Source organism: Pseudomonadales bacterium, from assembly GCA_024234435.1.
GTDB lineage: Bacteria > Pseudomonadota > Gammaproteobacteria > Pseudomonadales > Porticoccaceae > JACKOF01.
The window spans coordinates 2,080,459-2,103,870 of the sequence record JACKOF010000001.1; the positions used below are offsets into that span (position 1 = coordinate 2,080,459).

Annotated in this window: 23 protein-coding genes; 13 read left to right on the top strand and 10 right to left on the bottom strand. The window is 50.6% G+C overall.

Annotation, left to right across the window (positions count from 1 at the left end):
* The first annotated feature begins 20 nt into the window (after positions 1 to 20).
* The 8 genes from H7A02_09575 (at position 21) to H7A02_09610 (ending at position 7,384) form a co-directional block, all read left to right on the top strand.
* Positions 21 to 530: a GspH/FimT family pseudopilin gene (locus H7A02_09575; GenBank protein MCP5172503.1), complete on the top strand. Its 510-nt coding sequence runs from the start codon at positions 21 to 23 to the stop codon at positions 528 to 530.
* A 173-nt stretch (positions 531 to 703) separates the two neighbouring features.
* Positions 704 to 1,222: a GspH/FimT family pseudopilin gene (locus H7A02_09580; protein MCP5172504.1), complete on the top strand. Its 519-nt coding sequence runs from the start codon at positions 704 to 706 to the stop codon at positions 1,220 to 1,222.
* Positions 1,219 to 1,785 (top strand): type IV pilus modification protein PilV, encoded by a 567-nt coding sequence (pilV, locus tag H7A02_09585; protein MCP5172505.1) that lies wholly within the window; start codon positions 1,219 to 1,221, stop codon positions 1,783 to 1,785. Before H7A02_09580 ends, pilV begins: the two co-directional genes overlap by 4 nt.
* On the top strand, positions 1,782 to 2,606 hold the full coding sequence (locus tag H7A02_09590; GenBank protein ID MCP5172506.1) for a PilW family protein: 825 nt from the start codon (positions 1,782 to 1,784) through the stop codon (positions 2,604 to 2,606). Before pilV ends, H7A02_09590 begins: the two co-directional genes overlap by 4 nt.
* A 59-nt stretch (positions 2,607 to 2,665) precedes the next feature.
* Positions 2,666 to 3,160, top strand: coding sequence for a pilus assembly PilX N-terminal domain-containing protein (locus tag H7A02_09595; protein MCP5172507.1), 495 nt, complete (start codon positions 2,666 to 2,668; stop codon positions 3,158 to 3,160).
* A 79-nt stretch (positions 3,161 to 3,239) separates the two neighbouring features.
* Complete coding sequence (locus H7A02_09600) at positions 3,240 to 3,590, top strand: hypothetical protein (GenBank protein MCP5172508.1); 351 nt, start codon at positions 3,240 to 3,242, stop codon at positions 3,588 to 3,590.
* Between the two features lie 15 nt (positions 3,591 to 3,605).
* Positions 3,606 to 6,995, top strand: coding sequence for a hypothetical protein (locus H7A02_09605; protein ID MCP5172509.1), 3,390 nt, complete (start codon positions 3,606 to 3,608; stop codon positions 6,993 to 6,995).
* Complete coding sequence (locus tag H7A02_09610) at positions 6,992 to 7,384, top strand: prepilin-type N-terminal cleavage/methylation domain-containing protein (GenBank protein MCP5172510.1); 393 nt, start codon at positions 6,992 to 6,994, stop codon at positions 7,382 to 7,384. The genes H7A02_09605 and H7A02_09610 overlap by 4 nt, the downstream gene beginning before the upstream one ends.
* A 113-nt stretch (positions 7,385 to 7,497) precedes the next feature.
* Here H7A02_09610 and ispH read toward each other — a convergent pair whose 3' ends face one another.
* The 6 genes from ispH to murJ form a co-directional block, all read right to left on the bottom strand.
* Positions 7,498 to 8,430: a 4-hydroxy-3-methylbut-2-enyl diphosphate reductase gene (ispH, locus tag H7A02_09615; GenBank protein MCP5172511.1), complete on the bottom strand. Its 933-nt coding sequence runs from the start codon at positions 8,428 to 8,430 to the stop codon at positions 7,498 to 7,500.
* A 27-nt stretch (positions 8,431 to 8,457) separates the two neighbouring features.
* The gene (locus H7A02_09620) at positions 8,458 to 8,922 is read right to left on the bottom strand and encodes a peptidylprolyl isomerase (GenBank protein MCP5172512.1); all 465 of its coding nucleotides are present in this window, start codon (positions 8,920 to 8,922) and stop codon (positions 8,458 to 8,460) included.
* Between the two features lie 42 nt (positions 8,923 to 8,964).
* A complete protein-coding gene (locus H7A02_09625) occupies positions 8,965 to 9,447 on the bottom strand; it encodes a lipoprotein signal peptidase (protein ID MCP5172513.1) in 483 nt (160 codons plus the stop codon).
* 3 nt (positions 9,448 to 9,450) lie between these two features.
* Positions 9,451 to 12,258, bottom strand: a complete 2,808-nt coding sequence (gene ileS, locus H7A02_09630) for an isoleucine--tRNA ligase (protein ID MCP5172514.1) — start codon at positions 12,256 to 12,258, stop codon at positions 9,451 to 9,453.
* A gap of 39 nt (positions 12,259 to 12,297) precedes the next feature.
* Positions 12,298 to 13,248, bottom strand: coding sequence for a bifunctional riboflavin kinase/FAD synthetase (ribF, locus tag H7A02_09635; GenBank protein MCP5172515.1), 951 nt, complete (start codon positions 13,246 to 13,248; stop codon positions 12,298 to 12,300).
* A 138-nt stretch (positions 13,249 to 13,386) separates the two neighbouring features.
* Entirely contained in the window at positions 13,387 to 14,940 is a 1,554-nt protein-coding gene (murJ, locus tag H7A02_09640; protein ID MCP5172516.1) for a murein biosynthesis integral membrane protein MurJ, read from the bottom strand.
* Between the two features lie 311 nt (positions 14,941 to 15,251).
* Between murJ and rpsT the strand changes: the two genes are divergently transcribed.
* Entirely contained in the window at positions 15,252 to 15,518 is a 267-nt protein-coding gene (rpsT, locus tag H7A02_09645; protein ID MCP5172517.1) for a 30S ribosomal protein S20, read from the top strand.
* A 157-nt stretch (positions 15,519 to 15,675) separates the two neighbouring features.
* On the opposite strand, the gene H7A02_09650 is transcribed toward rpsT, so the two are convergent.
* The 4 genes from H7A02_09650 to rplU form a co-directional block, all read right to left on the bottom strand.
* The gene (locus tag H7A02_09650) at positions 15,676 to 16,839 is read right to left on the bottom strand and encodes a glutamate 5-kinase (protein ID MCP5172518.1); all 1,164 of its coding nucleotides are present in this window, start codon (positions 16,837 to 16,839) and stop codon (positions 15,676 to 15,678) included.
* Between the two features lie 54 nt (positions 16,840 to 16,893).
* Positions 16,894 to 18,090, bottom strand: a complete 1,197-nt coding sequence (gene cgtA / locus H7A02_09655) for an Obg family GTPase CgtA (protein ID MCP5172519.1) — start codon at positions 18,088 to 18,090, stop codon at positions 16,894 to 16,896.
* A 166-nt stretch (positions 18,091 to 18,256) separates the two neighbouring features.
* Positions 18,257 to 18,514, bottom strand: a complete 258-nt coding sequence (rpmA, locus tag H7A02_09660) for a 50S ribosomal protein L27 (protein MCP5172520.1) — start codon at positions 18,512 to 18,514, stop codon at positions 18,257 to 18,259.
* Positions 18,515 to 18,568: 54 nt separating this feature from the next.
* Positions 18,569 to 18,883, bottom strand: coding sequence for a 50S ribosomal protein L21 (gene rplU / locus H7A02_09665; GenBank protein ID MCP5172521.1), 315 nt, complete (start codon positions 18,881 to 18,883; stop codon positions 18,569 to 18,571).
* Positions 18,884 to 19,128: 245 nt separating this feature from the next.
* Here rplU and H7A02_09670 point away from each other — a divergent pair, with 245 nt between their 5' ends.
* The 4 genes from H7A02_09670 (at position 19,129) to H7A02_09685 (ending at position 23,243) form a co-directional block, all read left to right on the top strand.
* Positions 19,129 to 20,091: a polyprenyl synthetase family protein gene (locus H7A02_09670; GenBank protein ID MCP5172522.1), complete on the top strand. Its 963-nt coding sequence runs from the start codon at positions 19,129 to 19,131 to the stop codon at positions 20,089 to 20,091.
* A gap of 183 nt (positions 20,092 to 20,274) precedes the next feature.
* The gene (locus H7A02_09675) at positions 20,275 to 21,516 is read left to right on the top strand and encodes a Re/Si-specific NAD(P)(+) transhydrogenase subunit alpha (protein ID MCP5172523.1); all 1,242 of its coding nucleotides are present in this window, start codon (positions 20,275 to 20,277) and stop codon (positions 21,514 to 21,516) included.
* Positions 21,517 to 21,530: 14 nt separating this feature from the next.
* Positions 21,531 to 21,812 (top strand): NAD(P) transhydrogenase subunit alpha, encoded by a 282-nt coding sequence (locus H7A02_09680; protein ID MCP5172524.1) that lies wholly within the window; start codon positions 21,531 to 21,533, stop codon positions 21,810 to 21,812.
* A 3-nt stretch (positions 21,813 to 21,815) separates the two neighbouring features.
* Positions 21,816 to 23,243 carry an NAD(P)(+) transhydrogenase (Re/Si-specific) subunit beta gene (locus H7A02_09685; protein ID MCP5172525.1) on the top strand — a complete coding sequence of 476 codons (1,428 nt, stop codon included), beginning with the start codon at positions 21,816 to 21,818 and terminating at the stop codon, positions 23,241 to 23,243.
* Positions 23,244 to 23,412: the final 169 nt, after the last annotated feature.

Consider the following 23,412-nt stretch of genomic DNA (forward strand, 5'->3'; position numbering starts at 1 on the left):
ATATGCAAAGGATTTGCGCCATGAAACAGGTAAAAGGATTTACCCTGGTGGAGCTTCTGTCCACCTTTGCCCTTGTGGGCATTCTAATCGCCATAGGTATTCCCTCACTCGTCGACTGGGTGACACGAAACCGGGTCACAACACTTGAATATACCCTGCTCCACAGCATCAACTACGCCCGGGTGCAAGGCATCAACCGGCAGACAACCGTCACCCTCTGTCCGGGACTCAATCAATGCGAACGCGACTGGGGCTCGCAGATCATTATTTTTCTCGACTTCAACAGTGACGGCATACTCGATCTGACAGACCAGCTACTGAAGAAAATTGATCTGGGCAATGATGCAGGCACCCTTGACTGGCGCTCGTTTCGCCGCAAGAACTACCTGCAATTTACCTCGGAAGGACTCACCAGCGCACTGAACGGAACGCTGCATTTTTGCCACAAGAAACCCGGCAAAGGTTATGATTTCGCCATCGTACTGGCCAGAACAGGCAGAATCCGCGTACACAAAGAGCCCGATTGCTGAAAGGCATTTTTATAAAAATGTCGCGATAACTGCCACCCACCCGCTGAAAAACTCCACTGGTCAGAAAAACTTTGCCCTCTATATAGACCATGGTGTACTTATTGGCCTATGACAGAAAAAGCTATGCCGTCGTTGACTACAAAGGTATGGCCTGAAACGAGAGCATGGGGACTATGCTGCAAGCTACGTACCAAAAAGGATTCACACTTATCGAGCTGATGGTAACGCTGGTAGTGCTTGCTGTACTGCTTAGCATTGGTGTACCCAGCTATGTGGAATGGATTCGCGATAGCCGTTTGGATACCGCCACCCGAAGCCTGGCCAGCGCATTGAAACTGGCTCGCAGTGAAGCAGTGAGCCAGCAATCGGTTATAACCGTACGTGCTGGAATGGAAGGCGATGCCGCGAACTGGGCTGAAGGTATTCACATGTATACAGATGAGGAACCTGCAGGCAATACAAACTACGCAGCAGGCACAGACGCATTGATAAAGAATATCAATTTTGCAATGGATGGCATCACTCTCGTCAGCAACGCCGGGGAACATACCAGCTTCTCAAATGAAGGCCTGCTCAGGGATGATGTAAACCCCGCAACATTCCGACTGTGCGATGCGCGTTCGGAAGGCAACCTGATATCCATTAACGTGGTTGGCAGAATTTCTGTCGCACCCGCTGGCGACTGCCCATGAGAGACAATCGGATGATGAAGACAAGAAAATTTCAGGCCGGCATAACCTTGATGGAGGTGTTAATCGCTCTGTTGGTTTTCAGTATCGGCTTGCAGGGAATTGCCTCTCTTCAGTACCAGGCCGTGAAAGAAAACTTTGACTCATCCCAGCGCAGCCGCGCTGTCTGGGTAACCCAGGAGTTAATCGACCGTATCAGGGCAAATCCCGCCGCCCGAGCTGCGGGTGATTACGATTACGACGGCAACCCCTGTGACGACGACGCCCCTGACAACTATTGTGCGGATACGGAAGGCAACCCCGCCGTTGTCTGCACCGCAAGTGAAATGGCCGCCTTCGACATTTGGGAGACAGTTTGTCCCAACCCGAACTCAGATCAGAACCAGGCACAGTTCATCAGCCCCAATCTGCAAATCAGCTGCGCAGATGCCCCCTGCCTCGAAACCTCGGAGATGACTGTTAATCTGCAATGGCAATCAAAAGCAGTCGCAGATGATGAAGAAAACATCGAAGATCTAGATGATGCACTGAAAACACAACAGTTCCTGCAGGTATTTACGCCATGAACTTGCCTAACTTTAAACAGCAGGGTTTATCGCTGGTCGAGCTGCTTATCGCCATGGTACTCGGTTTGTTTCTTACTGCCGGGGCACTGGAAATGATGCTGGCCTCGCGAAATCTTGAGCGTACTACTGATGATCTCTCTCGTATCCAGGAGAACGGTCGTTTCGCCATTGAATTTCTGGCACGAGACCTCCGTATGGCAGGCTACGGAGTACAGGATAACGGTGCAATAAACAAACCCTTTTACGATGGTAATTGCAAAGACGCGGATTTTTCTCCCTGTACTGACGATGGCGGTGCGGCTTTTAGTGACCGCATCGCCATTATGACGAATCCAGAAAATGATCAGGATTGCACAGGCGCTACTGTTGGCATAAATGAACAAATTGCCAATGTTTATTTCCTTGGTCCGGACGACACCAACAATAACGTGATGTCGTTGTATTGCCGTGGATACAACATTGACGCTGACGACTGGATCAGTGTCGCTCAACCACTCGTCAGTGGTATAGAGAATATGCAGATTCTGTACGGCTTGCCTGTTTCACCTACTTCGCCAGACAGGGAAATCACACGCTATGTGGGTGCCGACACGATACATGGTGACCCGAATAGCGCCAGATTGTGGTCTGTGGTGAGCACAGTACGCCTCTCATTACTGGTCAACAACGGCCTTGAAAATGGAAATAACGATACAGCCACCCGCAAGTTTGTGTTACTTGACGCACCCGAACAAACCTTTACCGACAAGCATTCAAGAGAGGTTTATCGAACCACAACGGCTGCTTACAACGTTCTTTACAACACAGCAGGTACCGAGTAATGAAAAAATTTGAACCTATACCTGAGAGCTCCCAACCTGTTTACAGATCCGGAATGCGGATGAAAACGCAGCGCGGTGCTGTACTGATTGTCAGTCTGGTGATGCTGACCATTTTGACTATCATTGCCGTGGCCACTACTACCGATATCGGTTTGCAATCCAATATGGCCAGAAACAGTCAGATTCGTATCAATGTTTTTAATCTGGCACACAGTGGGCTGCGATCGCAGTTTGTACTTTTCAGGGATGATCCCCTCTTGCTGGATGAGCTGGCTGAACTGGCAAGGTCCTGTGTTCAAACCGCTTTTGAAACCCCTGAGGTAGAAAACGATGACGGCACCAAGTCAAACTTTTCAGTAACCTATGACTGTCCAGAAGAAAATGAGAATAACCTGTTTACACAAACTGATGGAATGGGAATGGGTGGCGCTGCAACCGATCCACTGCTATTTCCTTTTACTTTCGACGTGGAGTTACCGAACACGGGAATCTCCTCTAGTCAAACCTTTCTCGTAGAAGCGCCAAACCCCGATGCAGTAAGCGGCACGCGGTAACTGAACATTTTTACGGAATAGGTAGGTACGCAAATTTTTATACGAAGGATTGAGCAGATAGCTCATACAGGAGGAACCAATGTTTACACTGAGATCGACAATAACAACCTTATTAGCGACGCTGGTGTTGTTCACCTCCTCTGCTATTAACGCCCTTGGCCCGACGATAGAGCTTCATCATACGGTTGAAGAAGCCCGTATTAGTGTTACAGCCAATACCGATGATCTGAGTGGCACCGTGACCGCAAAGTTACTGGAGTGCAATGGTTGCGAACCGGTTACCTATAATTATGACGCCAGCACCGTATTCATTAATGCACTCGGTGCCCCAAAGCCCATTGACGAACTGAAAACCTGGAGCGGCAATCGCGCCATGTTTCACTTCCGCAAAGCGGACAAATACATCGAACAAATACAGATTCTTCCTTAAGAGGGAGCACAAGCTATGAAACGGAATAATTATTTACCCTATGCTCTGTCACTTGCCATTGCCGCCAGTTTCAGTGCACATTCGCTCGCTGACGACACCGAAATATTCTTCAATACTGATAATTTAAACAATAATGAGGATTATCAGCCAAACGTGTTATTTATCTTTGACACATCCGGAAGTATGGGCTGGAACATTACCACTCAGGAAGACTACAACCCGGCAACCGACTATGGGACTCCGGGCACCAACGATACTATCTATGTCTACAACAGTAGCCTCTCGTATCAAAACCGCTCTATCGCTTCCAGCAGGAACAGTTGCCAAGCGATGATTGATCATATTGCCAGCACCCCCGACACGCCTATTTATGTTGGCAAGGCTGCTGAATGGCGAGACAGAAGTGGTACTAGTAATGATCGCTGGATCAATGTTCGCGATAGCAACCGCACAGTTGAATGCCAGGAAGACGCTGGCGTACATGGTATTGATGATACGTCTCCTGATCTTTATGCTGCCAATGGTGCTAATGGCCCCTACACTGATACAGAAAACCAAGCTATCGGTTGGGGTGGCATAGATACTCGCTGGTATGTTTCCGAGAATTACCATCAGTACCAACAAACAGCCGCCTCCGTAACACGGGTAAAAATGGATGTGATGAAAGAGGCCGCCGTTGACCTGGTTAATGAATTCAGCGGATTGAATTTTGGCCTGATGCGCTTCGACGGTTCAAATGGAGGCTATGTCAAACATCATTTTTCCGATATAGAAACCGATAAAACCAACATTATTAGTAGCATTAATGCACTGAACGCTAATGGAAATACTCCATTAAGTGAAACACTCTGGGAAGCTCATAAATACTTTCTGGGCGGCTCCGTCGAGTATGGAACAAACTCTGACAGAGACCCACTGGCAGTAAGTGGTGGCAATTATAACTCTCCGGTCGCGGACAGTGATAGCTCTTGCCAGAAAAACTATATTGTATACCTCACCGATGGCACGCCTTACTCTGACAGTGGTAGGGACGCTACTATCTCAGGTCTAACCAGCTCATGTTCTCACCAAGATGGCACATCCTCTTCAAGCCATACCTGCCTGGATGAGTTGGCCGGGTATATGGCGACCTATGACTACAATGATGATCTTGATGATACGCAAAATGTGCAAACCTATACCATTGGCTTTGATATCGATATGGATTTGCTGGAACAAACGGCCATTAACGGGCTCGGCACCTACCACACTGTGAGTTCATCTCAGGAGTTGAAAACAGCGTTCAATGAAATTATTGTGGATATTTTATCCAAATCCACCACCTTTACTGCGCCTGCGGTATCAGTCAACGCTTTTAATGCGCTGCAGCATAGGGATGAACTGTATTACGCCATTTTTGAGCCGAATAAATACCCGCGCTGGCATGGCAACGTCAAGAAATACCGGATCAACAGCCTGGGAGAAGTACTGGATGTTAACGATCAGGATGCTATTGACCCCAACACAGGCTACTTTACCTCTTCAGCGGAAAGCTTCTGGAGCGGCGTAACCGACGGCAGTAAAGTTCAGGCAGGAGGTGCGGCCAGCAAACTTGGTAATAACCGTACAGTTTTTACCGTTTCCGGTGACGCAACCGCCAGCAATATTTCGCTAAACACCTCAGCAAACACTATCACGTTAACCAATACGGCGATTACCAACGAGCAGTATGGTCTTGATAGTTTAGCCCCACCTCTGGAGCGTGCGGAGTTAATTGGCTGGATTCTCGGGGCGGATACCCAGGACGAGGACGCTGACAATGACGTTACCGACCCTACTCGTTTTATGGCCGACCCGCTCCACAGCCAGCCTACTGTTGTTACCTACGATGGTGATTTCGATAATAAGGTTCTGGATGACACCATTTTCATTACGTCTAATGATGGCAGTTTTCGTGCCATAGATGCTGATGACGGCACCGAACTGTTTTCATTTATCCCTCAGGATCTGCTATCCAACCAGCTGGACTACTACACTGACGATCCGGATGGTGTGCGCCGTTATGGTCTCGACGGGCCCATGACGATCTGGCGTCAGGAAAGCAGCCAGGATGAAGACATCAAAATTGAATCCGCTGACGGTGACCATGTATACGCCTATGTAGGCATGCGTCGAGGTGGAAGCAATTACTATGCACTCGATGTGACTGACAGGGCTAACCCTGTACTGAAATGGACTATCTTTGGTGGTTCGGCAGGCTTTCAGGATATGGGCCAAACCTGGTCCAAACCCATCCGCAGCCGGGTGAAATGGGATTGCGACAGTAACGGTGAGAATTGTGATACCAAAGATGTGCTGTTCTTCGGTGGTGGTTACGATACCATCCACGATACGGCGGATACCCCTACCAGCGGCGATGCGGGCGCTGCAATCTATATGGTAGATGCCGAATCCGGGGCCCTGCTCTGGTCGGCAGGCAACAACAATGATAACTCGCCTGGTGACGACACCCATGACCTTAATATTGCCATACAAAACAGTATTACAGGGAACCTGGCCTTAGGGGATATGAACGGTGATGGTTATGACGATATTATCTTTGCCGTGGATATTCTGGGTCATGTATGGCGTATCGATATCAACAATAAAAACACCATGCCCTCCAATTTTGCATTCAAGGACACCGGTAATTCCCGCACCAGCGAGATCGCGGACCTGAGTCAAAGTGGGGTCCTCAGGCGTTTCTATAATTCACCAACCGTTTCCCTCTCTCTGAAGCAGGGCAGACCACCATTCTTTGTCATTACCATCGGTAGCGGTTATATCGCCCACCCCAAAGAAACGGATGTTGTTGACCGGCTGTATGCCATTTTTGAATACAACCTGTTTGGCCCGCCGAAGGATGGTGACGGTAATGTTGAATATAGCACCATCGATAACGGTGACCTGCTGAACCTGACAGATCCGAATGACGGCCCGGCAGACCCGGAAGGTAACGCACCGCACGGTTTTTATAAAAATGCCACGGAACCCGGCGAAAAATTCCTGCGCCGCGCACTAACGCTATTCGGTCTCACGCTTTATTCGTCCTACCTGCCTGAATCATCAAATCAAGACACTACTTGTGGATCCGCTTTCCTCGGTGGTAGCAGGCTATATGGTATGGACTTTGTGACCGGAGAAAGCATTTTCTCTGGTGGGTATGTTGATCTCAAGCACCCGGGTATCGCGCCAGAGCCAGTTGCGCTATTAATCCCGGATGATGAGGGTCGTACAAGAACCACAGTCTGTGTCGGCACCGAGTGTTTCCACAGTGGCGGAGCCAGCGGTACCTCTGATGGCAAGTGTGCGGCGGACGATGCCGATTGTATTGATATAGACGAGCCATCCATTACGATTAAATCCTGGCGGGAGAATAGAGAATGATGCGGCAAAAAGGCTTCTCTCTGATGGAAATGATGATTGCGGTGGCTATCGTTGGTATTCTTGCGGCGATAGCTTACCCTTCCTTTCTGGAGAAAATCAGAGAAACCCGACGCACTGAAGCCATAACACTGACCACTAAAATCATGCAGGCACAGGAGCGTTTTTTTGTTAACAACCTGACCTATACCGCCGACCTGACGGATCTGGGATTTTCCGCTGCAGCTAACTTACCCACAGAAAATGGCTATTACCAACTCAGTGCACAGGCTTGTGCTGGTGATATCGCGCTTTGTGTCAATATCGTATCGACGGCACAAGGCTCTCAGGTAGCTGACGGTGATATCGAATACAATAGCCGAGGGGAAACACAAGGGCACTGGAATGATTAGGCGATCCGGTTAACTAAAAAGCCCGGTCAGTATACCCTGAACGGGCTTTTTTAATGGAAATCTTTATATTAGGACAGAAACTAGACAACTGAGCGTAGCGGCTGATCACAAACCTAACGCAATTCCTTTGGCATGGAAAACCGAATATTCTCTTCACGTCCGGCCAACTCTTCCGGTTCCGCAGCGCCCAGCTCGCAGAGCCGTGCCACAACATCTTTTACCAGCACCTCAGGCGCCGAGGCGCCTGCGGTGATACCAATATCCGGTTTGCCTGCCAGCCAGTCAGCCATAATATCGTCTGCGGTATCGATCAAATGGGCCGTTGAACCGCAGCGTTCCGCCAGTTCCTTGAGCCGATTAGAGTTGGAACTGTTATGAGAACCAACGACCAGCACAAGACCACTCTCCAGAGCCAGTTGTTTCACCGCATCCTGCCGGTTCTGTGTGGCGTAACAGATATCGTCTTTTTTAGGCCCGCTGATTTTAGGGAAGCGCTTGCGCAGAGAATCGATCACACGAGCTGTATCATCCATCGACAGCGTCGTCTGGGTGACATAAACCAGATTATCCGGATCTCTGATCGACAGTGATTCAACATCCTGCTCATTTTCAACCAGATAAATGGAACCGCCCGCGGAAGTATCATATTGGCCCATGGTCCCCTCCACTTCCGGGTGCCCCTGATGGCCAATAAGAATGCACTCCCGCCCTTCCCGGCTGTAACGCACCACTTCCATATGCACTTTGGTGACCAGTGGGCAAGTGGCATCAAACACTCTCAGATTCCGGTCTGCCGCTTCGTTACGAACAGCCTGTGATACGCCGTGAGCACTGAAAATCACAATCACGTCGTCGGGCACTTCACTGAGTTCGTCCACAAAAATGGCACCGCGCTCACGCAGGCTGTCGACTACAAATTTATTATGAACAACTTCGTGGCGAACAAAAATGGGAGCACCGAAAATATCCAGCGCACGGTTAACGATATCAATAGCCCGGTCAACACCGGCACAAAACCCCCGTGGATTGGCTAATTTAATTCTCACTGCGGTTCACCCCCCAAAATGGCACCGTTAATGCGTAATCGCAGGGACAACATCAATAATATGCACTTTAAAGGTGATGGTGCGCCCAGCCAGAGGATGATTGAAATCGACAGAAACCGTATCATCATCAAGCGCCACAATAACCCCCGGCAATTCTGCCCGGTTTGCATCTGCAAATGACAGCATCAGCCCCACTTCAAGCTCAATATCATCGGCAAATTCCCGCCGGGGGATTTGCTGTACATTACTGCTATTGTGCTGGCCAAAACCATGCTCCGGGGTTATCTCAAATGCCCCCTGCTCACCTGGCTCAAGACCCTCCAAAACAGCTTCAAAACCAGGCAGCAGGCTGCCATCACCATAGACAAAATTGGCCGGTTCACCTTCAAAGTTGGAATCGATAACCGCACCATCTTCAAGTGTCAGTGAAAAGTACAGTGTAATTCTGGTGTCAGGGCCTACTCTATAGTTATCAACACTTAAATCAGTCATAAGTAATATTTTTCAATCAGTTAGCCGGGGTTGGGGGCTTTATTAACGGGCAGGTTTCTTCGGAAAAAAGTTTTCAAGTAACAGCAATACGGCACCAATCGTGATAGCGCTGTCGGCGACATTAAACGCTGGCCAATGGTAAGTCTGGTAATAAACATCCAGAAAATCCACCACATACCCCAGCGCCATTCTGTCCCACAGATTACCCAGCGCCCCACCAAGAATCAGTGCAAGAGCCGCAGCAACCCAACGCTGACCATTGGCAACCCGCGCAATCCATATTATCAGCACGACCGAGACAGTCATGGCAACAGCTGCAAAAAACCAGCGCTGCCAACCACCAGCATCACTCAAAAAGCTGAATGCAGCACCGGTATTGTGCACCAGTGTGAGGTTGAAAAATCCGGTTACGGCAACTGTTTCACCATACTCAAACGCCCAGGTTACCCAGTATTTACTGAGCTGATCCAGCACCACGACAAGCAGTGCCAGACCGAACCATTTCCAGGATTTGGAATTCACCATGCCTTAAGCAAACCGTCTCTGTTCACCATTGCCAATCACATTACTGACACAGCGACCACAGAGTTCCGGGTGCTCGGAATCGGCACCTACATCATCGAGGTGATGCCAGCAGCGCACACATTTTGCTGCCGCTGTCTTATTAACACTCAGCAGTAGGCCGTCCACATCCGTACGTTCAGCACCGCTTGATTGGGATAAGGGTTTCAACAGGGCACCAGAGGTAATCAACACAAAACGCAACTCATCCTCTAATTTGGATAATGCCTGATACAAATCACCATCTGCATACAAGATTACTTCGGCTTCAAGGGATTTCTGTATACCTTCTGCCTTCTTCGACTCCAGTGATTTATTGACCGCGTCCCTGACCTCGGCAATCAATGCCCAATCAGTATCAGAAAGCGGCATAGACTCATCAATCTTGAGATCATGCCACTCTGTCAGAAAAACAGAAGCATCCCGCTCACCGGGAATAAGGGGCCACAGTTCATCCGCGGTAAAACTGAGAATGGGCGCAATCCAGCGTACAAATGCTTCTGTCAGATGATAGATCGCCGTCTGCGCAGAACGCCGGGCCAGAGAATCCTTCTGACAGGTATATTGGCGATCCTTGATAATGTTGAGGTAGAAGCCTCCCATGTCAGTCACACAGAAATTGTGCAATTTCTGATAAATATGGTGGAACTGATAGTTGGTGTAGTCTTCCGTAATACTCTGCTGTAACCGCGCCGCACAGTCTACTGCCCAGCGATCCAGCGGCAGCATATCCTCAGCGGCAACCGCATGTTGCTGAGGGTCAAAGTCATTCAAATTAGATAAGAAGAATCTGGCAGTATTGCGAATACGCCTGTAGGAGTCTGCGGAGCGTTTCAGGATTTCATCGGAAACGGTCATTTCACCACTAAAATCGGTGGAAGCGACCCACAGCCTCAGGACATCGGCTCCCAGGTCATTCACCACCTTCTGCGGTGACATAACATTACCAATGGACTTGGACATCTTGCGACCATCCGCATCCACAGTAAAACCGTGAGTAAGCACCCCTTTATAAGGCGCACAGCCTTTCATGGCAATGGAGGTTTTAAGAGAAGACTGAAACCAGCCACGATGTTGATCAGATCCTTCCAGATACAAATCCGCCGGAAACTGTAACTGCTCACGAGCATCCAGTACCGATGCATGAGTAACACCGGAATCAAACCAGACATCCAGAGTATCCGTCACCTTGCTGTACTGATCCGCCTCATCACCCAGCAGCTCCGCCACGTCCAGCTCAAACCAGGCATCAATACCCTCTTTCTCTACACGCTGCGCGACCTGTTCGATTAATTGCGCTGTTTGTGGATGCAGCTCGCCCGTTTGTTTATGAATAAGTACCGCAATGGGTACCCCCCAGGTACGCTGGCGGGAGATGCACCAGTCCGGACTGTTCTCCAGCATACCTTCCATGCGTGCCTGCCCCCACTCCGGGTGCCAGCTAACGCCTTTAACTGCTTGCTTTGCTTTCTCCAGTAACCCGTTCGCCGTCATGCTGACAAACCATTGTGGCGTAGCCCTGTAGATAAGCGGCGTCTTGGTCCGCCAGCAGTGGGCATAACTGTGGACTATTTTAGCTTCCGAGAGCAATCGTCCCTGCTTGCGTAATACGGCAAGCACCTGTTCATCAACCTTATAAACGTGCTCTCCGGCAAACAGCTCAACATCTTCCCGGAACAAGCCATGATCATCGATATAATTCAGTGTACCAATACCGTATTTGGCGGCGACCACAAAATCATCTGTACCGTGATCAGGTGCGGTATGCACACACCCGGTACCCGCATCGGTCGTCACGTGGTCACCCAGGATTATCGGCACCTGACGATCATAAAACGGGTGTTGCAACTGCAGATTTTCCAGCACTGCACCTCTGGCCCGGCCAACAACGGTATATTCTTTTACCTGCCAGCGTTCAAGTACCGCCTCTACCCGTTCCTCGGCCAGCAAATAACGGGCAACGCCGTTGCCTGCATCACATTGCACTAACACGTAATCCAGGCCGGCATTCAGGCTCACCGCCTGATTGGAGGGCAGTGTCCAGGGCGTGGTTGTCCAGATAACAACGGCAACATTACCCTGCCCAGAGATACCACCCATGGCCGAATCAAGAGCGGCCACATCAACAACGGGAAATGCAACATCAATGGAGAAGGATGTTTTATCCTGATACTCAACCTCTGCTTCCGCCAGGGCTGATGCACCGACTACACTCCAGTAAACCGGCTTGTAGCCCTTGACCAAGTGACCATTTTCAATAATTTTTCCAAGCGCACGAATGATGTTTGCTTCAACCTTCGGATCCATGGTCAGGTAGGGGCTGTCCCAGTCACCAAATACCCCCAGCCGAATAAAATCTGACATCTGACCATCAATCTGACGGCGAGCATATTCACGGCATTTCTGCCGGAAAACTTTATACTCAACTTTCACGCCGGCTTTGCCGATCTTCTTTTCAACCTGATGCTCAATAGGCAACCCGTGGCAATCCCAACCCGGCACATAGGGGGCATCAAAACCATCCAGAGAATGGGATTTAACAATAATATCCTTCAAAACCTTGTTGACGGCATGACCGATGTGAATATTGCCATTCGCATAGGGCGGGCCATCGTGAAGGATGAATTTCTCGCGCCCACTACGCTGTTCACGCAACACTTGATAAATGCGCTTATCCTGCCATTGCTTCAGCATGAAAGGTTCACGCTGGGCAAGATTGGCCTTCATCGGAAAATCGGTTGAAGGCAGGTTCAATGTCGCTTTGTAATCAGTCATTTGTTACTTTTTTATTCCTGTTGCCCGGTTCAGACAGGTTTAATCAGTTTTCTGCCCGAAATATTGTTTTGCCACCTCAAAATCCTGCTTGATAGCGGCCACCATGTCGTCCAGTGAAGCAAATTTCTTTTCATCCCGAATCCGGGACCGAAAGCGCACCACAATCTGCTTGCGGTACAACACCCGATTCAACCCGAACAGGTGTACTTCCAGCACCGGTTTAATCAAATCACCAACCGTAGGTCGTATGCCCACATTGGCAGCCCCCTGGTACCATTTACCATCCACCAGGGTTTCAACGGCGTACACACCATTGAGCGGTACCCGATAACGGTTGAGCCTGACATTGGCGGTGGGAATGCCTAATTTCGTCCCCAATTGCTGTCCGTAAACCACGCGCCCGGTGATCTGATAGTGCTTACCCAGCAACTGCTCAACCAGCTCGAAATCAGCATCATCTAATGCTTTGCGCACCCAGGTGCTGCTGATTCGCTGCCCCTGATACTCTACGGTAGGCGTATCCTGCACGGAAAAACCGTACCGCTCACCAGCCGCCTGCAGCATGCTGTAATCGCCGCTGCGATCACAGCCAAATCGAAAATCATCTCCCACCACCAGATGACGAACAGCGAGACCTTCCACCAGAACTCTGTTAATAAACGCTTCAGCAGAGAGACTTCGCAGCGAACGATTGAACTGCAGGCAACAGATCTGATCGACGCCCTGTTCAAAAAGTGCCTCGACCTTCTCCCGCATTCTCATTAATCGCGCTGGAGCCTGCTCACCAGAAAAATATTCCTGTGGCTGTGGCTCGAAGATCATTGCGATCGAAGGTAACCCGGCGGCTTCAGCACAGGCTTTTACCTGTTCCAGAATGGCGCGATGACCGCGATGAACACCATCGAACGAGCCAATGGTAACAACGCTTCCCTGACTACTGACAGGGAAGTTGACTAAACCACGAATAAACTGCTTGGAGTTCTGATTCACGCATCTTTCACCCCATCATCCAACGGGGAGCTGCTATCTGAAATAAAGGCGGCAGTATAACCAGTTAAGCCCTTGAAAAACAGGCATCCGGACGGGCTTTGCTCGGTAAAATACAATCTCTGTGCCAGCAGTAATAACTCAGCTTGAGCGTGGTCCTTTAAGATCGTTCAGCCTGAACCCGCCCAACCATAACATCAAACCGTAACAGGCTGCACCAAAGCCACAAACAACACCTATCCAGCAAGTGCGCAGCCACCATTCCCAGGCCAGCCAATCGGTTATCACCGAGGTTATCCAGCTCAGACCCACCAGCATTCCCAGGTTAGCCATCAGCAAAACAGTGGCAAACTTCATCCAGCCCGGCTGTGGCCGGTACACAGCGCTGTGACGCAACCCCCGAAACAGCAGGGCCGCATTCAGAAATGCAGCGGCAGAAGTAGCCAGCGCTAAACCGACATGACCCACTTGCCAGTACCAGTGCAGCGGTAATACAAACGCGACATTCATGACCATATTACTGATCATGGCAATGACCCCGATACGGACAGGAGTTTTCATGTCCTGCCTTGCATAAAACCCGGGAGCCAGCACTTTGATTAACATAAAAGCCGTCAGGCCAACAGCATAGGCCCGCAGGCTCAGGGTCGCCATACTCATGTCTCTGAGCGTCATCACATCACCATAATAAAACAGCGTGATCAGGATAGGTTCAGCCAGAATGATCAGTGCAACTGCTGCGGGTAACGCAATGATCAGAATAAAGCGCAGTGCCCAATCCAGTGTCTGACTGAATTGTTCCGGCGACTTGGCCACATGCTGGCGCGACAGGTTGGGCAAAATAACAGTGGCCGCAGCCACAGCAAAAACACCGAGTGGCAGCTCTGAAAGCCGGTCAGAATAATAGAGCCAGGAAACACTGCCCGTTGGCAAAAATGATGCAATGACGGTGTCCAGCAATAAATTTATCTGGCTCACAGAGACACCAAAAATAGCCGGAGCCATTAACCTGAGTATCTTCTGGACACCGGCATCACGCCAGTTAAGTTCGGGCCTCGGCATTAAACGCAGACGCATCAAAAAAGGGATCTGAAAGCACATCTGCAACACCCCGGCCAGAAACACCCCCCAGGCCAACGCAAACACTGGCTGAGAAAACCAGGGCGCAGCAACCAGAGCCGAGGCGATAATACTGACATTCAGCAATACCGGCGTAAAAGCAGGAATGGCAAAACGGTCATAACTGTTTAAAATGCCACCCGCAAGACCTGTCATGGAAATAAAAAACAGATAGGGAAATGTAATGCGAATCAATTCGCTGGTCAGTTGAAACTTCTCGGCATTATCGACAAACCCCGGTGCAAAAAGTATCGCCAGCACAGGCGCACCAATCACTGCCAGCGTTGAAAGCAGCACCAACACTAACCCCAACGCTCCCGCCACCCGGTCAACCAGTTGCTTGACTGCCTGATGACTGCCTTGTTGCCGGTATTCCGACAGCACCGGTACAAATGCCTGGGCAAAAGCCCCTTCGGCAAACAAGCGACGCAGGAAGTTGGGAATTTTGAAAGCAACGAAAAACGCATCAGCATAAGAAGCCGCGCCAATCACCACGGCAAGCACCACATCCCGCAGCAAGCCCAACACACGGGAAAGCATGGTCATACTGCTGACCATGGCGCTGGAGCGCAACATGCGTGGAGGCCTGGTCGATTTCGGTGACTGACCAGCTGTCCGGTTGTCCTGCAAAGCGAGATACCTTTACATTTTTTTGTCTATATCAGGCGCAGCTTTTAAATGCGGCCATGAGGTTCAGGGCAAAATCATAGAGACTTTGGCCCTCAGAAGATAGTTGCCCGACAAGCCTCTGCAGAAAAACAGTCCGAACCGTAAAATCGTGCCACAGCGTCCAAGGATTTACTGTTGATAATCCGCCACAAACCCTGTATATTCGCGCGCCTTGATTTTGAATCAATACAAATACTGAACGTAAGAGGAATTTACAGGTGGCCAATTCACCCCAAGCACGCAAGCGCGCTCGCCAGAACGACAAGCGTCGTCTACAGAAAGCCGGACAGCGCTCCATGGTGCGCACTTACATCAAGAAAGCCTACTCTGCTATCGAGTCCGGCAACGCAGAACAAGCGCAAGCCGCATATGCTGAAGCGGTACCCGTTATTGACCGCATGGCGGACAAGGGCGTTATTCATAAAAACAAGGCCGCTCGCCACAAGAGTCGCCTGAATGCTCAGGTAAAAGCACTTTCCGCGTAAGTAGCGGGCTTTAGCTGAATACAAAAACCGGCGCTTTTGGCGCCGGTTTTTTTGAGCCTATGTTTAATAGCCTAATCAATCAGGTACCGTCAATCCGCGTTCCGCCAGTCAATCATCAATACGTTTAAATTCTTCATCATAATCTCTGCATCAGCAACTAAACCAGCACCAGATTATCGCGATGAATCAGCTCCTGATCATCACAATACCCTAGAATCTCACTGATTTGACTACTGCTCTGACCGGCAATTTTTTCGGACTCCAGCGAGCTGTAATTAACCAGCCCTCGGGCAATCTCGTTACCCTTGGCATCCACACAGGAAACCAGCTCACCTCGCGAAAAAACACCCTGTACATGCCTGACACCAACAGGCAACAGGCTTTTACCCTGCTTCGACAGCACTTCAACCGCACCGTCATCAAGCAACAAACAACCTTTCACCTGCAACCGCCCAGCCAGCCATTGCTTGCGGGCATTCATCGGTTGCTGCTCGGCAATCAGCAATGTGCCAAAATTCTCCCCGGCAGCCAGCTTGAGCAATATCCCCTCATTGGATCCTCCGGCAATCACGGTACTGGTGCCGGACCTTGCGGCCAGTTTAGCGGCTTTGATCTTGGTGAGCATGCCACCTCGCCCCAAGCCACCACCACTACCGCCAGCCATTTGCTGCAACAGCACATCACCAGCCTTACCCTCGCTTAACAGCTCGGCACTGGCATTTTCCCGCGGATCCGCGCTGTACAAACCATCTTGATCTGTCAATATCAGTAACAAGTCAGCATCAATCAGATTCGCCACCATAGCCGCCAGCGTATCATTGTCACCAAACCGGATCTCGTCAGTCACTACCGTATCGTTCTCATTGACTACCGGCACAACACCAAGTCCAATCAGACTCTGCAATGTACTGCGAGCATTCAGGTATCGTTCGCGGTTGGAAATATCATCGTGATCCAGAAGCACCTGGGCTGTGTGCAACTGGTATTTTTGAAACTGGGTTTCATAGGCCTGGACCAAACCAGCCTGCCCTACAGCAGCAGCTGCCTGCAGTTCATGTATCAGCTCCGGGCGCCGACGCCAGCCCAACCGCGACATACCTTCGGCGACAGCCCCTGAAGACACCAGCACTATCTCAATGCCCTGATTCAGCATGGAAGCCATCTGCTCAACCCAGTCAGCAATTGCCCGACGATCCAGCCCCCGACCACCGTCAGTCAGTAGTGCACTGCCGATTTTAATCACCCAGCGGCGGGCACTGACCACATAACGATCCCGATTGTCCACGTGATTATCACCACCGCTGACACTGCCTGAACTCATTGCTTTACTGCTCTCTCTTTATTTGTCTTTTGTGGCTATATCAGCCACACACCGTCACTCTTTGACGTAGACAACCTCAACATCATGGTCATCATCGTCGCTATCGTCATCCTGGAAGCCACCCGAACGATCGGCGATGCGCTGCTGTCGTAGCGCCTCGATTCTCTCACGGGCTTCCTGCTGCATACGATTTTGTATTTCGCTTTCACGCTGAACAACTTCCGGATCCCTTTGCTCCAGCTCCCAGCACTCTTCAAGGTACTCAAGAATTTTCTGGCAGAGCACGTCACAACCCTCGCCATTAATAGCTGAAATACGAAACACCGGTCCCGTCCACTGTAGCTGCTTCACCACTTCGTCACACAGCCGGTCAGATTCCTCGCCGGGCAACATATCAAGTTTGTTGAGCACCAGCCAGCGATCCCGCTCGTAGAGGGTCGGACTAAAATCAACCAGCTCCTGTTCAATTACCGAGACATTTTCAGCCGGGGTTGAACCATCAAAAGGCATCATATCGACAATGTGGAGCAACAGCCGGGTGCGAGTCAGGTGTTTTAAAAACCGGATGCCCAGCCCCGCGCCTTCTGAGGCCCCTTCCACCAGACCGGGAATGTCTGCTATCACAAATCCGCGGTACGGCTGCACTCTGACCACACCCAGATTTGGCACCAGAGTGGTAAAAGGATAATCCGCCACTTTTGGCCTGGCGGCAGATACAGCACGTATAAAAGTGGATTTTCCGGCATTGGGCAACCCGACCAACCCCACATCTGCCAGCACTTTCAGCTCAAGACGCAGATTGCGAAACTCTCCTTCGCTTCCCGGAGAAGTCTGTCGGGGCGCCCTGTTGGTACTGGACTTATAGCGGGTATTGCCCAAGCCGTGAAAACCACCCTGTGCCACCTTGAGCTGCTGGCCCGGCTCCGTAAGATCGCCCAATACTTCGTCGGTATCCTCATCAATAACGGTGGTACCAACCGGCACATTCAGAATCAGATCGGCACCACTCCTGCCCGTACAATTGCGTCCCTGACCCTGCTCGCCATTCTCTGCCTGATAGGCTCGCTGATAACGGTAATCAACCAGCGTATTGAGACTGTCATCCGCTTCCAGTAAAACACTGCCGCCATCGCCACCATCACCACCATCGGGGCCACCCTTTGCGATATATTTCTCGCGACGGAAACTCAGGCAGCCATTGCCACCCTTGCCTGCCTGAACCCGAATCGGTGCTTCGTCAACAAATTTCATAATGCGCCAGTCTAAACAATAATCCTAATTTTCAGTATGCCGGTATTACTCAGCAAGCATACAACCAAATACTGTCGATAAACCACTGATGTCGAAGGTGCTGAAAAAACACGCATACGAAAAAGCCCCGCGCCAGGCGGGGCTTTTCAGGAACTGAAAAGTTCGCTCAGGCGCTGACTACATCAACAAATTTGCGGTTTTTTGGCCCACGCACTGTGAACCTGACTTCACCTTCTGCCGTTGCAAACAAAGTGTGGTCACGGCCAATCTGGACATTATTTCCAGCATGGAAACGTGTGCCACGCTGACGAACAATGATATTGCCGGCACGAACCTGCTCACCACCAAAGCATTTCACACCAAGGCGTTTGCTTTCCGAGTCGCGCCCGTTACGAGTACTACCACCAGCTTTCTTGTGAGCCATGACGCTCTCCTTTAACTATTCGTTTCTACTTTACTATAACAGTCAGACTGTAAATCAACCGGCACTAATACCGGTGATTTTGACCTCAGTGAACCACTGACGGTGCCCCATCTGCTTGCGATGATGCTTGCGGCGGTTGAATTTAATAATTCGAACCTTGTCACCGCGACCATGACTCACCACTTCAGCAGACACCTTGCCGCCATCAACATAGGGCGCGCCTACCTTAACGTCGCCATTATCGGCAACCAACAATACTTTATCGAAATCGATACTTTCACCAGTAGCCGCTTCCAACTTCTCAAGCTTCAGGACTTCGCCTTCCTGAACCCGATGCTGTTTACCACCACTTTCAATAACCGCGTACATATTTTGCTCCGTTTACACCCTGAAACCACGACTGCCTAAATAAAGTTAAATAAGCACTCAAATGGCCGGTTTTGCGAGGGCGGCAATTCTAAGGGAAACAGGGGGCCACCGCAAGAGGAAAATAGAGCTGATTTACAGCTTGGTAAGCAATGGGCACACAGGGGCTTTCTTGACACTACCTCACTCAACCCATAGGATGCCTGCGCATTTTCAACATCAGTCTGATGATCAGGATATACGCGGACATGCTCGCCTTCCACCAAGTTGTTAAAACCGAGTTTGAAGAGGTTAATCAGCTCATCATTAACCAGCTCCACTCTGACGTGGGACTGGTGGAAAATATCGGCCAATATATTGTTGATGCCGGTGGCAAGCGCTTGCGGCCTTTACTCGTGCTTCTGGCCAGCAAGGCGTGCGATTATGAAGGGAGCCAAAACCGTGATCTGGCCGCCATCATTGAGTTTATCCATACTGCAACCTTGTTGCACGACGATGTTGTCGATACTTCCGATCTACGCCGAGGAAGAGCCACGGCAAACGCCAAATGGGGCAACGCCCCCAGTGTACTGGTGGGTGACTTTCTGTATTCCCGCGCTTTCCAGATGCTGGTCTCTATTGGCAGCATGCCAATTATGGAGATTATTGCCGATGCCACCAACACGATATCCGAAGGAGAAGTGCAGCAGTTGATCAATGCAGGCAACCCCGACACCTCGGAAGAGTCCTACAACGAGGTGATTTACAAGAAAACTGCCCGCCTCTTTGAGGCGGCCAGTCACGCCGGCGCCATTCTGGCGGACACAACCGTCCAGCAGCAGGATCAGCTGCGTCGTTATGGTTATCACCTGGGAATGGCTTTTCAGCTGATGGATGACGTGCTGGACTATCGGGGCAACACAGAGGAAATGGGTAAAAACATAGGTGATGATTTGTCCGAGGGAAAACCAACCCTGCCGCTTATCTATGTAATGAAAAATGGCAAAAACTCTGATGCCACACTGATACAAGACGCTATCAAACAGTGTCGCACAGATCGACTGGCAGAAATCATCGACATTCTGACCACCAGCGGGGCCCTGGACTACACGACCGAATGCGCCCGGCAACACGCAGACAAAGCGGCCGATTGTTTGTCTTTATTACCCGATTCAGCATACCGCCAAGCCATGGTAGATCTGGCGCATTTCGCTACCAGCAGAAATCACTGACTTTTGTTGATACAGGCCACCCCCCCGGTCCCCCTCCATTTTCTACTCAGACAAAATCTGACCCATCAATAAATGACTTTTACATTGAAATATGCTTGAATCGCCGGTCCTAAAATTGGGCCGCTTTTATTTACTTAAAATATTCGGTCAAAGTAGAGATAAAACAACTAAGGGAGAGCCTTCGTGATTATCGGAATTCCACTTGAACTCAAACCTGGTGAACGGCGTGTTGCCATGATCCCGGCCAACATTAAAACCTGGTCAGAAAAAGGCGTTGAGTTTTTAGTTCAGGCTGGTGCAGGCGCAGAAGCCGGCCACCTGGACAAAGACTATGAAGAGGCAGGAGCCAAAATTGTCACGGATCGCGCAGCCATATTTGCCAAGGCAGACATTATTCTTCAGGTCCAGTCCTTTGGCGCCAACAATGTCAACAGCGCCCCGGATCTGGCACTATTGCGCCCCGGTCAACTAATCGCTGGCATGATGGACCCGCTGGCTTCTCCGGAAACCGCGCAACAACTGGCGGACAAGAATGTAACCGCCGTCGCCATGGAACTGGTACCCCGTATCAGCCGGGCTCAGGATATGGATGTACTGTCGTCCATGGCGACACTTGCCGGTTATAAAGCTGTACTCCTGGCTGCTTCGGAGCTGCCTCGTATTATGCCGATGCTGATGACCGCAGCGGGAACGCTGCAGCCTGCTCGCGTCCTCATTATGGGTGCTGGCGTGGCAGGCCTTCAAGCCTGTGCAACAGCCAAACGATTGGGTGCTGTTGTGGAAGCCTACGACGTGCGCGCCGCTGCCCGCGAGCAAATCATCTCCGTGGGAGCAAAGCCCATTGAACTGGACCTGGAAACAGAGGGCGCTGAAGGAAGTGGTGGCTACGCTGCCCAGCAGAGCGAGGCGTTTTTGCAACGGCAACGTGAACTCATGAATGAAGTGGTGGCGCCCCAGGACATAGTGATCACGACCGCTGCTGTACCCGGCGCAAAATCACCCATACTGGTGACTAACGAGATGCTCAACAGCATGAAGCCAGGCTCGGTAATCATCGATCTGGCAGCCGAGCGTGGTGGCAACTGCGAACTCACCAAACTGGGCGAGCGTGTGGAACACAATGGCGTCACCATTCTAGGGCCCGAAAATGTGCCTTCCACTATTCCCGGACATGCCAGTCAAATGTACAGCAAAAATATTGACGTACTGCTGAGTCACATTATTGACGAAAACAATAATCTGGTACTGGATTTTGAAGACGATATTATTGCCGGCACTGTCGCCACACATGGCGGCGAAATCCCTCACGCAATGATTCGCAACAAACTCGGCCTGCCTGAGCTGGAAACGCCTGCTCCAGCAGAGCCAGAACAACAACCTGCGGCAGAAGAAGACAGCAGCTCTTCCGCCGAAACTAAGGAATAAGGGGAGAAGACCTGATGGAAACACTCGTTCTTTTGCTGGCCTTGTTTGTCCTTTCGCTTTTTTTGGGCGTGGAATTAATCACCAAGGTTCCACCAACACTGCACACGCCGTTGATGTCTGGAACCAACGCCATTTCCGGTATTACACTGGTTGGAGCCTTGCTCGCAGCAGGGTCTGACGGCCACTCAACTTTGGTTAACATTCTGGGCTTTCTAGCGGTAACGCTGGCAACCTTGAACGTGGTAGGCGGTTATCTGGTAACCAACCGCATGCTGGCGATGTTTAAGAGGAAGTAAACCATGAGTGCATCTATTGTAAATCTGGTCTACCTGACCGCCGCGGTGCTCTTTATTCTGGGCATCAAAGGACTTTCAAAACCAAAAACTGCAGTGCGCGGCAATCTATTGTCCGCAACCGGCATGCTGGTAGCCATCGTGATTACTCTGCTCGACAACAGTATCGTTAATTTCGAATACATCATCGCCGGCGTTGTCGTCGGGTCTGTTGTTGGTGCATTGATGGCACTGAGAGTGCAGATGACATCCATACCGCAGATGGTCGCACTGCTTAACGGCTTCGGCGGTGGCGCTTCACTGTCAATTGCACTGGCCGAATACTATGCAAAAACCGGCGGTATGGCTGACCTGGCCGCCAAACTATCAGTCAATCCGTTTGGTTCCGGTGCTGAAGCCACTGTCGCCGTGGTCTCAATCGGGCTGACAGTCTTAATTGGCGCCGTTACATTGACAGGCAGCCTGGTTGCCTTTGCCAAATTGCAGGAACTGATGAAGAAAGACCGCGGTCTGCCGGGCGGCCCGATTGGCAACGCCCTGCTGCTGTTAATTGGTCTGGGAGCGATTATTGCCCTCTGCATCAACCCAGCAAACAGCACATTGATGATCATCATTGTCATTGTGGCGCTTTTGCTTGGCCTGTCACTGGTAATGCCTATCGGCGGCGCCGACATGCCGGTTGTGATTGCCCTGCTGAACTCCTATTCAGGTATTGCCGCAGCACTTGCCGGTTTTATCCTGGGCAATACGGTACTGATTGTAGCCGGTTCGCTAGTCGGCACATCAGGACTGATATTGACCAAAATCATGTGCGTTGCCATGAACCGTTCATTGGCCAATGTACTGTTCGGAAAAATGGCCGAAGGTGGCGAAGTCGCCAGCGCTGACGAAGTTTATGGCGGTAAGGTGAAGAGTTCTGGTGCTGAAGAAGTCGCCATGATGCTGGAAACGGCTAAACGCGTTGTTATTGTGCCGGGCTTTGGCATGGCAATGGCGCAGGCGCAACATGCCGTACGCGAGTTAATGGATGTACTCGAGAGTCGTGGCACCGAAGTTGAGTATGCTATCCACCCTGTTGCCGGACGTATGCCAGGGCACATGAATGTGTTGCTGGCCGAAGCCGAAGTACCCTACGACAAGCTGGTGGAAATGGAGCGTATCAACCCCACGTTTGAAGACACTGATGTCGCAATTGTCATTGGCGCCAATGACGTCACCAACCCGATGGCCAGGGAAGATAAAGGCAGCCCCATTTACGGTATGCCAATCCTCAATGTAGATAAGGCAAAAACCGTGATTGTTATCAAGCGCAGTCTTTCACCCGGTTTCGCCGGTTTGCCAAACCCGTTATTTGCCATGGATAATACCTACATGGTTTATGGCGATGGCAAGAAGGCCGTTATCGACATTACTGCGGCACTTGATATGGCCTGATTCTGTTTAAACAGCAGATAAAAACCTTAAAAAACCCTGCAACTGCAGGGTTTTTTGCCATTATCCCAAACCAATTAATTACTGATAATCGACATCGAATACGCTAGAATGCCCGTTCTATGCATCGCTGGTGACAGACTGTCTCTGGCATTGATTTAAGGTGGTATGC

Excerpts from the sequence above, each read along its gene's own strand:
- H7A02_09575 (MCP5172503.1), top strand. The coding sequence starts at position 21 with ATGAAACAGGTAAAAGGATTTACCCTGGTGGAGCTTCTGTCCACCTTT.
- H7A02_09580 (MCP5172504.1), top strand. The coding sequence starts at position 704 with ATGCTGCAAGCTACGTACCAAAAAGGATTCACACTTATCGAGCTGATG.
- pilV (MCP5172505.1), top strand. The coding sequence starts at position 1,219 with ATGAGAGACAATCGGATGATGAAGACAAGAAAATTTCAGGCCGGCATA.
- H7A02_09590 (MCP5172506.1), top strand. The coding sequence starts at position 1,782 with ATGAACTTGCCTAACTTTAAACAGCAGGGTTTATCGCTGGTCGAGCTG.
- H7A02_09595 (MCP5172507.1), top strand. The coding sequence starts at position 2,666 with ATGAAAACGCAGCGCGGTGCTGTACTGATTGTCAGTCTGGTGATGCTG.
- H7A02_09600 (MCP5172508.1), top strand. The coding sequence starts at position 3,240 with ATGTTTACACTGAGATCGACAATAACAACCTTATTAGCGACGCTGGTG.
- H7A02_09605 (MCP5172509.1), top strand. The coding sequence starts at position 3,606 with ATGAAACGGAATAATTATTTACCCTATGCTCTGTCACTTGCCATTGCC.
- H7A02_09610 (MCP5172510.1), top strand. The coding sequence starts at position 6,992 with ATGATGCGGCAAAAAGGCTTCTCTCTGATGGAAATGATGATTGCGGTG.
- H7A02_09620 (MCP5172512.1), bottom strand. The coding sequence starts at position 8,922 with ATGACTGATTTAAGTGTTGATAACTATAGAGTAGGCCCTGACACCAGA.
- H7A02_09625 (MCP5172513.1), bottom strand. The coding sequence starts at position 9,447 with ATGGTGAATTCCAAATCCTGGAAATGGTTCGGTCTGGCACTGCTTGTC.
- ileS (MCP5172514.1), bottom strand. The coding sequence starts at position 12,258 with ATGACTGATTACAAAGCGACATTGAACCTGCCTTCAACCGATTTTCCG.
- murJ (MCP5172516.1), bottom strand. The coding sequence starts at position 14,940 with ATGTTGCGCTCCAGCGCCATGGTCAGCAGTATGACCATGCTTTCCCGT.
- H7A02_09650 (MCP5172518.1), bottom strand. The coding sequence starts at position 16,839 with ATGAGTTCAGGCAGTGTCAGCGGTGGTGATAATCACGTGGACAATCGG.
- cgtA (MCP5172519.1), bottom strand. The coding sequence starts at position 18,090 with ATGAAATTTGTTGACGAAGCACCGATTCGGGTTCAGGCAGGCAAGGGT.
- rpmA (MCP5172520.1), bottom strand. The coding sequence starts at position 18,514 with ATGGCTCACAAGAAAGCTGGTGGTAGTACTCGTAACGGGCGCGACTCG.
- rplU (MCP5172521.1), bottom strand. The coding sequence starts at position 18,883 with ATGTACGCGGTTATTGAAAGTGGTGGTAAACAGCATCGGGTTCAGGAA.
- H7A02_09670 (MCP5172522.1), top strand. The coding sequence starts at position 19,129 with ATGCTCGCCTTCCACCAAGTTGTTAAAACCGAGTTTGAAGAGGTTAAT.
- H7A02_09680 (MCP5172524.1), top strand. The coding sequence starts at position 21,531 with ATGGAAACACTCGTTCTTTTGCTGGCCTTGTTTGTCCTTTCGCTTTTT.
- H7A02_09685 (MCP5172525.1), top strand. The coding sequence starts at position 21,816 with ATGAGTGCATCTATTGTAAATCTGGTCTACCTGACCGCCGCGGTGCTC.